The sequence below is a fragment of the Azonexus sp. IMCC34842 genome (assembly GCF_050368855.1).
In the GTDB taxonomy this organism is placed as follows: Bacteria; Pseudomonadota; Gammaproteobacteria; order Burkholderiales; family Rhodocyclaceae; genus Azonexus; species Azonexus denitrificans_A.
This window is the reverse complement of record NZ_CP178449.1, coordinates 1040793-1054022: the sequence shown is the minus strand read 5'-3', so window position 1 is coordinate 1054022 and position 13230 is coordinate 1040793. Positions and strand designations below refer to the sequence as shown.

Here is a 13230-nt window from a genome sequence, read left to right as displayed (position 1 = left end):
TGCTTACTGATTTTGTTATTTACAGCCACATCAACCGTTCTGGGGGAACGTATGTCAAGACTCATTTCTGAAAAACAAGCGATAGAGCATGGTCACAAGTTTGCTCTTCGACTACTACCTGCACTGCTGGCCGCAGCATTCTCAATGCAATCTGCCGCTGACACCACCGCCAGCAAGACTGGCAGCGCCGCAGCAGAGAGCAACGTATTTACACTTGGCCAGATCACCGTCAGTGCCAAACGTGAAGACGAGACGCCGCTTGGAACCGCTACGCTGGATCGTGAGCAGATTTGGGATTTCAGCCGGGATGCTCTGCCCGAAGCGTTGAATATCATCCCGGGGGTAACGACGACGGCTGGCTCGGGAAGCCGTAACGAATCGCTCATCAGTATTCGTGGCTTTGATCGCTGGCAGGTTCCATTGTTCATGGACGGTATTCGCCTGTATTTGCCGGCTGACAACCGGATCGACTTTGACCGCTTCCTGACGCCCGACTTGTCTGAAATCCAGGTGTCGAAAGGCTATGTCTCTGTCCTCAACGGCCCGGATGGGATGGGCGGCGCGATCAATCTGGTGACTCGAAAACCGGTTAAACCTTTCGAGGGAGAGGCGCGCGCTTCGGCCTCTTTCGGCAACGATGGCAAGTACAGCGGCAATACCGAGTACGTTAATGTCGGCGGACGGCAGGAGTCATATTATCTTCAGGCCAGCGTTGAACAACGCGACATGGACCACTGGCGGGTATCGAATGACTTCAAGCCGACGGTTGCCGAAAACGGCGGCGACCGTGACAACACCAGCAAGAAGGACTGGCGAGTCAATCTGAAAGCCGGCTTTACACCAAATGCCACCGATGAATATTCGCTGAATTTCGTCAAGCAGGAAGGTGAAAAACACGGCATCGGCGCGGTAACCGGGACATCGACGATCAGCACTTGGGACTGGCCGACCTGGGACACCTCCAGTCTTTATTGGTTGTCGCATACCCAGCTTACCGACAAGACCTATCTGAAGACCCGTGCGTACTACAACACCTTTGAAAACACCTTGGTTGCGTACACCAACGTTTCACTGAATACCCAGAATTTCGTCAGCTATTACGACGACAACGCCAAGGGCTTCAGCGTTGAAGTTGGCACCGATTATTTTGCTCAGCAGACCCTCAAGGCAGCTCTCCACTATCGTCGAGATGAGCATAAGGAGTGGCAATACACCCGTGCGGCGACGACGACCACGCCTGCCAACTTTACCGAACCAGCCCAAAAAACGGTTGAGGATACCGTCTCCGTGGCTCTTGAGGACACATGGCACATCACGTCGAAGTTCGATCTGGTTGGCGGGATCAGTCGCGATGCCCGTTATTCGAAGCAGGCGGAAGAGTTTGCAAGTCCCGGCGGATCGATTCCCTCGCGACTTTTCAATCAACCCATCTCGGACAGCTATGCGACGAATTATCAGGCTGCCGGTATCTATCGCTACAGCAATACGGGCAAGGCCCATCTTTCCGTTTCCGATCGCACACGATTCCCAACGATGTTCGAGCGCTTCAGTTCTCGCTTTGGTGGTGCCATTTCAAACCCCTGGATCAAGCCCGAACGGGCCACGAATATTGAACTGGGCATTGCCGATGTCCTGATGCCAGGCATTCGTGGTGAAGCGGCAATTTTCCATAGCGAAGTCAAGGATGCCATTCAGTCGGTTCCCATCGTCTATAACGGGACGACCTATAGTCAGAGTCAAAACATCGGCGAAGCAACATTCAAGGGCGTCGAACTGGGTCTAACGGCTGCCGTGTCGTCATCGCTCGAAGTGGGGGGAAACTACAGCTACATCGATACGCAGTTGAACAACCCGAACGATTCAACTGCCTGCCTGACGACCACGCCGCAGCACAAGGCTTTCATCTACGCCAAGTGGCGCCCGATCAGCGGACTGACCGTCATTCCGGCTTTGGAGCACGCCAGCGACCGTTGGTCCAGCAAGGCCGTCGGTACCGGCTATGTCAAAACAGGTGCCTACGATCTGCTGAGCCTCAAGTTGGAGTATCTGCTCATGCGCGACTGGTCGGTTTCTCTGACTGGCCGCAATCTGACCGACAAAAATTATCAGTTGGTCGATGGCTATCCGCAGGAAGGGCGCAATTTTGTCCTAGCCACCCGCTTCCAGTTCTAGGAGGTCACATGAACCACCTGACCAAACCCGCCATTGCTGCCGTCGTGCAACGTGACAACGGCGGTATCGACGACCTCTTCGCCGGCTTCGCCATTTCGCTGATCAACCGCGGCTGGCGGGTTCGCGGCCTGGTCCAGGAGATGCACCAGGGCCAGCACGGCTGCGCGTTTTCGCTGGTTGATCTCGACGACGGCAAGCTCTACCCGATCACTCACGATCTCGGCCAGCATTCCACTTCCTGCCGCCTCGACACCGCCGGCATCGCCGAGGCCAGCGCGGTTTTGCGGCGCATCGCCGAGGAAGGCGCCGACCTCGCCGTCTTCAACCGCTTTTCCGGACTGGAAGCGCATGGCGAAGGCTTCAGCGCCGAGATGCTGGAAATCATGAGCCGGGAGATTCCCTGCCTGTGCGTCGTGCCGGAAAAGCATCTGGCAGCCTGGCGCCAATTTACCGGCGGGCTGGCAATAGAACTCGAAGGCAACCGGGCCGCGCTGGAAAGCTGGTTTTTCGCGACACCGGCGCAGCCATCGGCAACGGCCGTTCAAACCACATTCGTCGGTCGGACAAAAACATTTCACACTGCGGGAGATCACGCATGAACACCCCCTTCAAGAAGAGCCGCCGGCATTTCATCCAGGGCGCCGGCCTGCTCAGCCTAAGTCTGGCCGGCCCGGCTTTCGCCGCACCGCAGACCGTGACCGTAGTCACCAGCTACGCCGACGAATTCGTCTCACGGATCGAAGCCGCTTTTGAAAAGGCTTACCCGCAATACCGCCTGCGCGTCGTCTGGCGCATGCCGAACGATGCCGCGCCCTACCTGCAGCAGCCCGGCCACGGCGGCGCCGACGTCTACTGGTCGGCCTCGCCGCGCACCTTCGCCCGCCTCGCCGCGGCGGGCGTCTGGCGCAAGCTGCCGATCGACCGCCAGGCGCTGCCCGACCATGTCGGCCAGACCGAACTGGCCGACCCGGCCGGCTTCTACACGGCCAGCGAAATCGCCGGCTTCGGCTTTGTCGTTTCGCCATCCGCGCTGGCCGCCCGCGGCCTGCCGCCGCCGACCGACTGGAACGATCTGACCGATCCGCGCCTGGCCGGGCTGATCGCCCTGCCCGTCCCGGCCCGCGTCGGCTTCGCCCCGCCGATGGTCGAAATCGTCCTCCAGGCCTACGGCTGGCAACGCGGCTGGGCGCTGTGGAGCGAAATTTCGGCCAATGCCCGCCAGGTCGACCGCGGCTCGACCTTCGTGACCGATGAGATCACCGCCGGTCACTGCGCCGTTGGCTTGTCGATCGATTTCTTCGTCAATTCGGCGATTGCCAACGGAGCACCGCTCAGCTTCATCTACCCGCGCCACACCGGCCTCAATCCGGCCCATGTCGCCGTCACCCGCGATTGCACCAACCCCGACGGCGCCGCCGCCTTCGTCAATTTCCTGCTGTCGACGGGCGGCCAGAAGCTGCTCGCCCACCCGGACATCCGCCGCCTGCCGATCCGCCCCGATGCCTATGCCGGCTTGCCGAAAACCTCCTTCAACCCCTTTGTCGCAGCCGCCGCCGGCGGCCTGCAATTCGACAGCGCGGCCGCCCGCCCACGCCTGTCCACGTCGGCCAGCCTGTTCCAGCAGATGCTGATCGAACCGCACGACGAATTAACCCAGCTGTGGCGCCGCCTCCAGGCTGCCGAGCAGGCCGGCAAACCAGTGCCGGCCGTCCGCACCTTGCTCGGCACGCCGCCGCTCGACGAAGCCGCCGCCAACGATCCGGCCCTCCACCGCCTGATCGGCCAGCGCCCGGAAGGCGAGAACCCGGGCACACCGACGCCGGTGGAAATCGCCTGGAGCGCAGCCGCCAGCCGCAACCGCATGGCGGCCCGCCAACTGCTCGACGAGGCCGGCGCATGAGAACGCCTGCCCTCCTTCTGCTTGGCGCCTGCCTGCTGGCAGCGCTGGCCCGCGCCGATGAAGCGTCCCCAGCCACCGACCGCGAAGTCCTCAGTCGGCCGTTGGCCGGCCTGACCGGCGAGGAAAACGAACGCTTCCGGCGGGGCCGCAGCCTGTTCCGCCAGAGCTGGGTGATCGCCCCGGCCAACGACACCACCGTCGACGGCCTCGGCCCGCTCTACAACCGCCTGGCCTGCATCTCCTGCCACGCCAAGAACGGCCGGGGCGGCGCCCCGGAACAGCCGGCCGAGCGCATGCAGTCGATGCTCGTCCGCCTCTCGATCCCCGGCCGTAATGCGCAGGGCGGGCCGCTGCCGCACCCGGCCTACGGCGACCAGTTGAACGAGGAAGGGATTCCCGGCGTGCCCGGCGAAGGCCGCGCCCATCTGCATTGGCGCCGCAAGCAGGTACGTCTGGCCGATAGCAGTTCGGTGGCCCTGCGCTGGCCGAGCGTGCGCTTCTCCGAACTGGCCTACGGCCCGCTCGGCAAGGTGCTGGTTTCGCTGCGCGTTTCGCCGCACGTCGCCGGTCTCGGCCTGCTCGATGCCGTCGACGACAAGACGCTGGCGGCCCTGGCCGCCGAGAAGAAAGCGGACGGCGTGCGCGGCACGGTCAATCGCGTCACCGACCAGGCGACCGGCCAGCAGGTGGCCGGTCGCTTCGGCCTCAAGGCCAACATGCCCAACCTGAAGCAGCAGATCGCCGGCGCCTTCGTCGGCGACATGGGCATTACTTCGCCACTGTTCGCCGGCGAAAACTGCACCCCGGCGCAATCGGCCTGCAGTACCGCGGCCAACGGCGGCAAGCCGGAGCTGAGCGAGGCGCAGCTGGCCGAGATCGAGTTCTATCTGGCCAACCTCGCCCCGCCACCCCGGCGGCAGAGCGACGACCCGATGGTGCAGAAAGGCGCCGCGTTATTCGCCGAACTGGGCTGCGCCACCTGTCATCGCCCGGCGCTGCTGACCGGCGAGGTGGCGCACAACCCGCGCCTGTCGCGCCAGGTCTTCGCGCCCTATACCGACCTGCTGCTGCACGACATGGGACCGCAACTGGCCGATGGCCGCCCCGACCATCTGGCCAGCGGCCGCCAGTGGCGCACGGCACCACTGTGGGGCCTCGGCACGCTGCAGGCGATCAACGAGAACACCGGCCTGCTGCACGACGGCCGGGCGAGGACCGCCGAGGAAGCCATTCTCTGGCACGGCGGCGAAGCCGACGCCGCCCGTCGCCGCTATGCCCGGGCCAGCCGGGAGCAACGCCAGACCTTGCTGGCCTTCCTGCAATCGCTGTAAGGCGCCGGAGCGGGGGACAAGCAATGGTTTTTTGGTTAGGCCGAGCGCGGCAGTTGTTTGTCCCGGGCCTGGCGAGCCCGAAGTTCCGGCTCGCGGTTAACCGCTGCCGCGGATTTCTGCATCAAGGTCACCAAGGCGGCCGTCAGAGCCGTCAGGCCCCAGAACATGAAAAACCCCACGGAATAGACCACCATCGGACTCCAGGAAACAGGCTCGCCGAACAGATAGAGGAGCTGCGGGTCGATCACCGCGAAAAATACCGTTTCACCAAGGATGGCGGTAAAGAACGACAGCGCCAGCAAGTTGATCCATTTCGACATAAGGGTCTCCCGAAGAGATTGATCGAAGCATGTTCAAACCGTGCCGGCAAATTGGCTTTCCGGCCCCGATTCGACAACGCCATGCGGCAAAGTTCCTGCAACAGCCAGAACGCCTCGCGCCAAGGCGGGAACGAGGCCCGATGGATCAATTCGCTATCAACCGCCGGGCAGCATCAAATACGTTTCCGGCCGCCGACAAAAAGGCGGCCGCGGCCGCCTTTTCCCGGTAAGCCAATAACCGTCAGGCCGGCACGCCAAGAATCACGTGGCTGGCCTTGATCAGCGCCGCGGCTTCGCTGCCTTCCTTCAAACCGAGTTCAAGCACCGCTTCGTTGGTCACCACGGCATAGACGATCGAACCACCGGGCAGAACGATGCCGACTTCGGTATTGACGGCGCCCTTCTGGATCTTGGCGACTTTTCCGGCCAACTGGTTGCGGGCCGAGAACTTCACATTGGCCGGCCCGGCCAGCAGCATGACCCACGGTGCCTTGACATAGGCGACGGCCTCCTTGCCGACCGCCAGACCGAGCGATTTGACGCTGCCCTCTGTCACGATTGCGACAATTTTGTCGCCGCCCGGCAGGGTCAGTTCGACTTCGGCATTGACGGCACCATCGACCAGGGCGCTGATCTTGCCCTTGAATACATTGCGTGCGCTGACGTTCATGAGGTTCTCCTGGCTGAGTTAAGGATTCTGGCCCGCTTTTCGCTATATACAAAATATACTAACGCTTTATTGTCGGGTCAGCGACACTGTAGTCGCCTCCGTCTGGTAAAGACAACCATAGCGCCACACCGTTTTTCGGGTATTTGATCGGAACGAAGCTGGGTTATAGTCATCGCTGTATAACTTACGACATTACGAAACCATGGATACGATCCTGCACCGCCTGCGCGGCAAACTTGAAGTCGATACCGAGTTCGGCACCTTTCTTGGCGACACCCGCATCCGCCTGCTCGAAGCCATCGATCAACACGGTTCGATTTCCCAGGCAGCAAAAGCCGTGCCGCTGTCCTACAAGGCCGCCTGGGATGCCGTCGATGCGATGAACAACCTGGCCGACCAGCCGCTGGTGGTCCGCTCGACCGGGGGCAAGAACGGCGGCGGCACGCTGCTCACCGAACACGGCCGCAAGACCATCGCGCTCTACCGCGCACTGGAGGCCGAATACCAGGCGGCGCTCGACCGCCTGTCGGCCAGCATGAACGACGGGCAAGCCAGCGACTTTCAGCAATTTCGCCAACTGCTCAAGCGCATGTCGATGAAAACCAGCGCCCGCAACCAGTTCGCCGGCCATATCGTCGGCCTGCGCGAAGGCCATGTCGATTACGAAGTCCGCATCAAGCTCGATGACGAAAACGAGATCGTCGCCATCATCACCATCGATTCCGCCGAAAACCTCGGACTGAGCATCGGCATGGAAATCAACGCCCTGGTCAAATCCTCGTCGGTGCTGCTGCTCAGCGACCCGACCGTGAAGACCAGCGCCCGCAATCAACTGTGGGGCGAAATCACCCGCATCCACGACGGCCCGGTCAATGCCGAAATAACGCTCAGCCTGAAAAGCGGCAAATCGGTCTGCGCCGTCGTCACCCACGACAGCGTCGAGCATCTCGGGCTGGTCGTCGGCGGCCAGGCCTGCGCGGTGTTCAAGGCGTCGGCCGTCATTCTTTGCAAGTATTCCTGAAGCAGCCCGTCATGGCCGATCAGCCGGGACGCCGCAAGGCGACTGAACGGTCGGCCGCCCCCGCCCATAACCCACTCCGGAGAACTCCATGCAACGTCTCGGCATCCTGATCCTTTCCCTGCTGGCCAGCGCCGGCGCCCTGGCCGACGAAGTCCAGGTCGCGGTCGCGGCCAACTTCACCGGCCCGATGCAGGTCATTTCGGCGCTCTTCGAGCGCGATACCGGGCACAAGGCGACGCTGTCCTTCGGCGCGACCGGCAAGTTCTATGCACAGATCAAGAACGGCGCACCCTTCGAAATCCTGCTCGCCGCCGACGACGAGACGCCAGCCCGACTGATCAAGGAAGGCAACGCGGTGGACGGCAGTGCCTTCACCTACGCGATCGGCACGCTGGTGCTGTGGTCGGCCACCCCCCAGCTGATCGACGGCAAGGGTGAAATCCTGAAAAAAGGCGGCTTCAAGCATCTCGCCATCGCCAACCCGAAAACCGCCCCCTACGGCGCGGCAGCCGTGCAGGCGATGGGCAAACTGGGCGTACTCGACAACCTGAAGCCGCTCTTCGTCCAAGGCGAAAACATCTCCCAGACCCATCAGTTCGTCTCCACCGGCGCCGCCGAACTCGGCTTCGTCGCCTACTCCCAGGTCATCAACAACGACAAGATCGCCGCCGGCTCGGGCTGGATCGTGCCGGCTAACCTCTACGACCCGATCCGCCAGGATGCGGTCATCCTCGCCAAGGGCAAGGACAAGGCGGCGGCAATTGCCCTGATGAGCTACCTGAAGAGCGAAGCCGCCCGGAAAGTCATCAAGTCCTTCGGCTACGCCCTGCGCTAAGCGCCCCGCCCGGCATGAATCCCTACACGCTGCCCGACAGCTTCCTGGAAAGCCTGCTGCTTGAAGATGTCCCCTGCGGCGATGCGACCAGCTTTGCCCTGGCCATCGACCGACAACCGGGAAGGCTGATCTGCCGCGCCCGCTACGCCATGCTGCTGTGCGGCAGCGAAGAAGCCGGGCGCCTGGCGCAACTGCGCGGCCTTCGCCTGATCGGCGCCAGCCGCGCAAGCGGCGAACGCCTGGCGGCCGGCGACGAGATACTGCGCCTCGAAGGCGAAGCCGGCGCCCTGCATGCCGTCTGGAAAACGGCGCAAACCCTGATGGAGTACCTGTCGGGAATCGCCACCAGCACCGCCGAGATCGTCGCCGCCGCCCGGCGCGGCAATCCGGCGGCCAGCGTCGTATGCACCCGGAAGAATTTCCCCGGCACCAAGGCCGCGGCGATGAAGGCCGTGCTCTGCGCCGGGGCCAGCCCGCACCGCCTAAGCCTGTCGGAAACCCTGCTGGTTTTCGCCGAGCATCGCACCTTTCTCGGCGACGAAGCACCACCGGCAACCGTAGCGCGGCTCCGCCGGCAGTGGCCGGAACGGGCCGTCGTCGTCGAAGTGTCGAGCGAGGCCGAAGCGGCGCTCTGGGCGGCGGCCGGCGCCGACATCCTGCAACTGGAAAAAATGCCGCCCGAGGCGGTCGACCGCCTGCATCGCCAGCTTCCGGGCACGCGACTTGCTGCGGCTGGTGGCGTCAATGCCGCCAACGCCGAAGCCTATGCCCGCGCCGGGGCGCACATCCTGGTCACCAGCGCGCCGTATTTCGCTCCGCCGCACGACGTGGCCGTGACGCTGACCGCCGCCCCGCCTGCCACTGAGCCCTGAACCATGAAAATCGCCATCGCCACCAAAGACTTCACCGCCGTCAGCGGCCATGCCGGACAAACCCGGCAATGGCTGGTTTACGACCTGACCGAGCACCGTGCCAACCAGATCCTGCCCGCACCAAAACGGGTCGATCTGGACAAGGAACAGATCCTCCACACGTTTGCCGACGACGGCCCGCACCCGCTCGACGGCATCGATCTGGTGGTCTGCGCCAGCGCCGGCGACGGCTTCATCCGCCACATGAAAAAACGCGGTGCCGACGTGCTGCTCACCGGCGAAGCCGAGCCGGCCGAGGCGATCGCCCGCATCCTGGCCGGCGAAGCGCTGGCCGATCCGCGCTTTGATATCACCACCAGCCTCTGTAAACTGCGCGATCTGTTTTCCCGCCATTGACCATGGAAAGTGCCGATCTCAACGCCGTCTGGCTGACCCTCAAGCTGGCCACGGTCGTGACCCTGCTGCTGCTCGTCATCGGCACGCCCATCGCCTGGTGGCTGGCCCGCACCCGTTCGGCCTTCAAGGGTGCGGTCGGGGCGCTGGTCGCCCTGCCGCTGGTCCTGCCGCCGACCGTACTCGGCTTCTACCTGCTCGTCACCATGGGGCCGCACGGCCCGCTCGGCCGGCTGACCGAAGCGCTCGGCCTCGGCCTGCTGCCCTTCACCTTCCCCGGCCTGGTCATTGCTTCGGTGTTCTATTCCCTGCCCTTCGTCGTCCAGCCGATCCAGAACGCCTTCGAGGCGATCGGCGAACGGCCGCTGGAAGTCGCCGCGACGCTGCGCGCCAGCCCGTGGGACACCTTCTGGTCGGTCGCCGTGCCGCTCGCCAAGCCCGGCTTCCTGAGCGGCGCCATTCTCGGCTTCGCCCACACCGTCGGCGAATTCGGCATCGTGCTGATGATCGGCGGCAATATTCCGGAGAAGACGCGCGTCGTCTCGGTGCAGATTTACGACCATGTCGAGGCGATGGAATACACCCAGGCCCACTGGCTGTCCGGCGCCATGGTGCTGTTCAGTTTCCTGGTGCTGCTCGCCCTCTACACCTTCAATCCGGCCCGGCACAAAGCCTTATGAGCGGTGAAATCCAGGCCAGATTCCGCATCGACCGGCAGGACTTCACGCTGGATGTCGAGCTGACACTGCCCGGGCGCGGCATCAGCGGCCTGTTCGGCCACTCCGGTTCGGGCAAGACCACCGTGCTGCGCGCCCTGGCCGGACTGGAACGGGCGCCGGACGGCTACCTGGCGATCGGCGAGGCGGTCTGGCAGGACGAAAGCCGGGGTCATTTCGTTCCGCCGCACCAGCGGGCGCTCGGCGTGGTCTTTCAGGAAGCCAGCCTGTTCCCCCACCTGTCGGTGCGCCGCAACATCGAATTCGGCGAGCGCCGCGCCCCGGCCGGCGAACGCCGCTTCGCGCTGTCCGCGGTGGCCGAACTGCTCGGCATCGGCCATTTGCTCGACCGCCCGCCCGGCCAGTTGTCCGGCGGCGAATGCCAGCGCGTGGCGATTGCCCGCGCCCTGCTCGCCGCGCCGCAAATCCTGTTGATGGACGAACCGCTGGCGGCGCTCGACCTGAAGCGCAAGCTGGAAATCCTGCCCTATCTGGAACGCCTGCACCGCGAACTGTCGATCCCGATCATCTACGTCAGCCACAGCCCGGACGAAGTCGCCCGGCTGGCCGACCATCTGGTACTGCTCGACGCGGGCCGGGTGGTGGCCAGCGGGCCGCTCAACGCCGTGCTCAGCCGCATCGACCTGCCGGCCGTCTTCGCCGACGATGCCGGCGTGGTCATCGAAGCCCGCGTCGCGGCACACGAAGCCGACGACCTGACCCGCCTCGAATTCGCCGGCGGGGCGATTTTCGTCTCGCGCCACGACGAGCCGGTCGGCACGCCGCTGCGCTGCCGCATCCATGCCCGCGATGTCAGCCTGGCCCTGCTCCCCCAGGTGCAGACCAGCATCCTGAATTGCGTCGCCGCCGTCGTCGTCGATCAGGCGCCGACCGACACTCCGGGCCATGTGCTGGTCAAACTCGATGTCGCCGGCGAACCCTTGCTCGCCCGCATTACCCGGCGCTCGGCCGAGCGCCTCGATATCCGCCCCGGCCTGGCGCTGCGCGCCCAGATCAAGGCCGTGGCCTTGCTCGCCTAGGCGCCGAGCAGCTTGCGGATGAAATTCTCGACATAAGCCGGACGCAGCGGCTTGATGATGTAACCGACGGCACCGAGGCCAGCCGACTGGGCAACCAGCATCTTGTCGGCGCAGCCGGTGACCATGATCACCGCGGTCTGCGGGCTGGCCTCGACGATTTGCGGCAAGGCCTCCAGGCCGCCCATCACCGGCATGTTGATATCGAGACAGAGAATCCGTGGCTGGTGATTCTTGGCCGCCAGAATCGCTTCGCCACCGGTCGCCACCGACTGGACAACCTGCAGGCCGCAGGCTTCGAGCAGCCCCTTGAGCACCAGACGGACCGAGCCGTTATCGTCGGCAATCACCGCCGTGCCCCGCCGGCGCACCCTGACCTCACCAGGAGGCACTGCTCCCGCCTGGTTCACGGTCGTGCGCGTTTCTTCGACGGCACGCAGTTCGTCGATGATCTGCGCCTGGCTGAACGGCTTGCGGATGAAGCCCGAGGCGCCCGCATCGGCGGCTTTTTCCTCGATGTCGGACTCGCTGGAAGCGGTCATGAAGACGACGTCGATTTGCGGCATTTCGGCCTGGATGACCTTCAGGATGGTCAAGCCGTCGCGCCCCGGCATGTGGTAATCGAGACAGACGAGATCCGGCGCGGTCTGGCGGATCAGTTCCTCGATACCGTTGCCGTCGGCAAAAGCCCCGACGACCTCGTGCCCCGCGCTGGTAAACAACGCGGCCAGTACCTTGCGCATGGAAAGGTTGTCATCAACGATCAAGATCCGCAGCAAACCGAACTCCGAAAAACAGGTTTTTTTGGTGGGGTAACAGATTAACAGAAGTCGGCGGCGCCCATTGCACCATCTGGTGCGGGTTTCGGGTGTTTAGCCGAGGCTCCGCGCGGGGCGCGGCGACAGACACAAGGAAATCAGCGCATTCGCCTGATGCACGGTCAAACCGAACAGGATCAGGCCGCTCCCCAGCCACAGGCGCCAGCCGATCGTCTCGCCATTGAACAGATGACCGAGCAGCAGCGCCAGCACCGGCGTTATCAGCGTGATCAAGGCCACTTTCGAAGCCTCGAGGTGCTGGATGACGTAATAGTAGAGCGCAAAGCCGATCACCGAGCCGAAAACGCCGAGATAGACGATGGCCCCCGCCGAGCGCAGCGGCACCATGGCCGGCAACTGTCCGTCGGTGGCGGCCCAGAGCAGCGCAAACAACGGCAAGGAAACGAGCAGCGTACCGACCGTGGTGGCCAGCGGCGGACTGTCGTCGCCGATCCGCTTCAGCCAGACCAGACAGCCCGAGTAAATGAAGACGGCCAGCAACAGCACGAGCAGTCCGGCCAGCGCGTATTCGCCGCCCAGGCTGTCGCCATGGATGAAAATGACCGCCAGGCCGAGCGCTCCGAGCAGCATGCCGACCAGCTTGAGCGGCGTCAGCGCCCGTTCGCCCAGACACAGGGCGGCCAGCCCCCCGGCCATCAACGGCGACAGACCGAAGAGCACCGAAACCAACCCCGAGTGCACATAACGCGCCGCCCAGTAGGTCAAGGCCATCGAGCCGAACAGCCCGAGGCCGCCCACCAGATAGGCCCGACGCGCCCGCGCATGCAGCGGCAGGCCGATGCGCCAGGCGGCGACCAACAGCGCGGCGACAACGACGCCGATCAGCATGCGGGCCAGCACGGCGAAGGCAAAGCCGGCCCCTTGCGTACTCCACTGGATGGCCAGCGGCGTCGTGGACCAGATCAGGACGATGGCGAGATAGGCGACGGGAACAGGCATCGAACGCTCCTCTTATGGTGAGTAAAAAACAAAAAGGCCGCGGGGTTTAATCCGCGGCCTCTGGTGAATTCGGTATGAAACAGCTACCCCACTCCCGGCCCCGGATCGACGACAACGCGCCACGCACGCAGAACGCGGCGGCTAAGCGAAATCAAGGCGAAAGGACGATAGCTCATGGATTCATT

The 13230-nt window shown here is 63.8% G+C and carries 14 protein-coding genes; 10 read left to right on the top strand and 4 right to left on the bottom strand.

The window, feature by feature from the left end:
- The first annotated feature begins 51 nt into the window (after nt 1-51).
- From ACLIKD_RS04905 to ACLIKD_RS04890, 4 genes are read left to right on the top strand one after another with little or no spacing between them, the layout of a single operon-like run.
- Nucleotides 52-2172, top strand: coding sequence for a TonB-dependent receptor plug domain-containing protein (locus ACLIKD_RS04905; RefSeq protein WP_428827404.1), 2121 nt, complete (start codon nt 52-54; stop codon nt 2170-2172).
- Between the two features lie 8 nt (nt 2173-2180).
- The gene (locus ACLIKD_RS04900) at nt 2181-2771 is read left to right on the top strand and encodes a DUF2478 domain-containing protein (protein WP_428827403.1); all 591 of its coding nucleotides are present in this window, start codon (nt 2181-2183) and stop codon (nt 2769-2771) included.
- Nucleotides 2768-4072: an ABC transporter substrate-binding protein gene (locus ACLIKD_RS04895; RefSeq protein WP_428827402.1), complete on the top strand. Its 1305-nt coding sequence runs from the start codon at nt 2768-2770 to the stop codon at nt 4070-4072. Before ACLIKD_RS04900 ends, ACLIKD_RS04895 begins: the two co-directional genes overlap by 4 nt.
- Entirely contained in the window at nt 4069-5403 is a 1335-nt protein-coding gene (locus ACLIKD_RS04890; RefSeq protein ID WP_428827401.1) for a di-heme oxidoredictase family protein, read from the top strand. Before ACLIKD_RS04895 ends, ACLIKD_RS04890 begins: the two co-directional genes overlap by 4 nt.
- A 35-nt stretch (nt 5404-5438) precedes the next feature.
- Here ACLIKD_RS04890 and ACLIKD_RS04885 read toward each other — a convergent pair whose 3' ends face one another.
- Both ACLIKD_RS04885 and ACLIKD_RS04880 read right to left on the bottom strand, forming a co-directional pair.
- The gene (locus ACLIKD_RS04885) at nt 5439-5723 is read right to left on the bottom strand and encodes a hypothetical protein (RefSeq protein WP_428827400.1); all 285 of its coding nucleotides are present in this window, start codon (nt 5721-5723) and stop codon (nt 5439-5441) included.
- 241 nt (nt 5724-5964) lie between these two features.
- The gene (locus ACLIKD_RS04880; protein ID WP_428827399.1) at nt 5965-6393 is read right to left on the bottom strand and encodes a TOBE domain-containing protein; all 429 of its coding nucleotides are present in this window, start codon (nt 6391-6393) and stop codon (nt 5965-5967) included.
- A gap of 202 nt (nt 6394-6595) precedes the next feature.
- Here ACLIKD_RS04880 and ACLIKD_RS04875 point away from each other — a divergent pair, with 202 nt between their 5' ends.
- The 6 genes from ACLIKD_RS04875 to modC all read left to right on the top strand — a co-directional run bounded on the left by ACLIKD_RS04875 (nt 6596) and on the right by modC (nt 11270).
- A complete protein-coding gene (locus ACLIKD_RS04875) occupies nt 6596-7414 on the top strand; it encodes a TOBE domain-containing protein (RefSeq protein ID WP_226419183.1) in 819 nt (272 codons plus the stop codon).
- 88 nt (nt 7415-7502) lie between these two features.
- Nucleotides 7503-8249 (top strand): molybdate ABC transporter substrate-binding protein, encoded by a 747-nt coding sequence (gene modA / locus ACLIKD_RS04870; protein ID WP_226419182.1) that lies wholly within the window; start codon nt 7503-7505, stop codon nt 8247-8249.
- 14 nt (nt 8250-8263) lie between these two features.
- Nucleotides 8264-9121, top strand: coding sequence for a ModD protein (gene modD / locus ACLIKD_RS04865; RefSeq protein WP_428827398.1), 858 nt, complete (start codon nt 8264-8266; stop codon nt 9119-9121).
- A gap of 3 nt (nt 9122-9124) precedes the next feature.
- Nucleotides 9125-9517 carry a NifB/NifX family molybdenum-iron cluster-binding protein gene (locus ACLIKD_RS04860; RefSeq protein WP_226419180.1) on the top strand — a complete coding sequence of 131 codons (393 nt, stop codon included), beginning with the start codon at nt 9125-9127 and terminating at the stop codon, nt 9515-9517.
- A 2-nt stretch (nt 9518-9519) separates the two neighbouring features.
- Complete coding sequence (gene modB / locus ACLIKD_RS04855; RefSeq protein WP_428827397.1) at nt 9520-10194, top strand: molybdate ABC transporter permease subunit; 675 nt, start codon at nt 9520-9522, stop codon at nt 10192-10194.
- Nucleotides 10191-11270, top strand: coding sequence for a molybdenum ABC transporter ATP-binding protein (gene modC, locus ACLIKD_RS04850; RefSeq protein ID WP_428827396.1), 1080 nt, complete (start codon nt 10191-10193; stop codon nt 11268-11270). The genes modB and modC overlap by 4 nt, the downstream gene beginning before the upstream one ends.
- Here modC and ACLIKD_RS04845 read toward each other — a convergent pair.
- Together ACLIKD_RS04845 and ACLIKD_RS04840 are read right to left on the bottom strand one after the other, a co-directional pair.
- Nucleotides 11267-12046 carry a response regulator gene (locus tag ACLIKD_RS04845; protein ID WP_428827395.1) on the bottom strand — a complete coding sequence of 260 codons (780 nt, stop codon included), beginning with the start codon at nt 12044-12046 and terminating at the stop codon, nt 11267-11269. The genes modC and ACLIKD_RS04845 overlap by 4 nt on opposite strands.
- A 93-nt stretch (nt 12047-12139) precedes the next feature.
- Nucleotides 12140-13045 carry a DMT family transporter gene (locus ACLIKD_RS04840; RefSeq protein WP_226472844.1) on the bottom strand — a complete coding sequence of 302 codons (906 nt, stop codon included), beginning with the start codon at nt 13043-13045 and terminating at the stop codon, nt 12140-12142.
- Nucleotides 13046-13230: the final 185 nt, after the last annotated feature.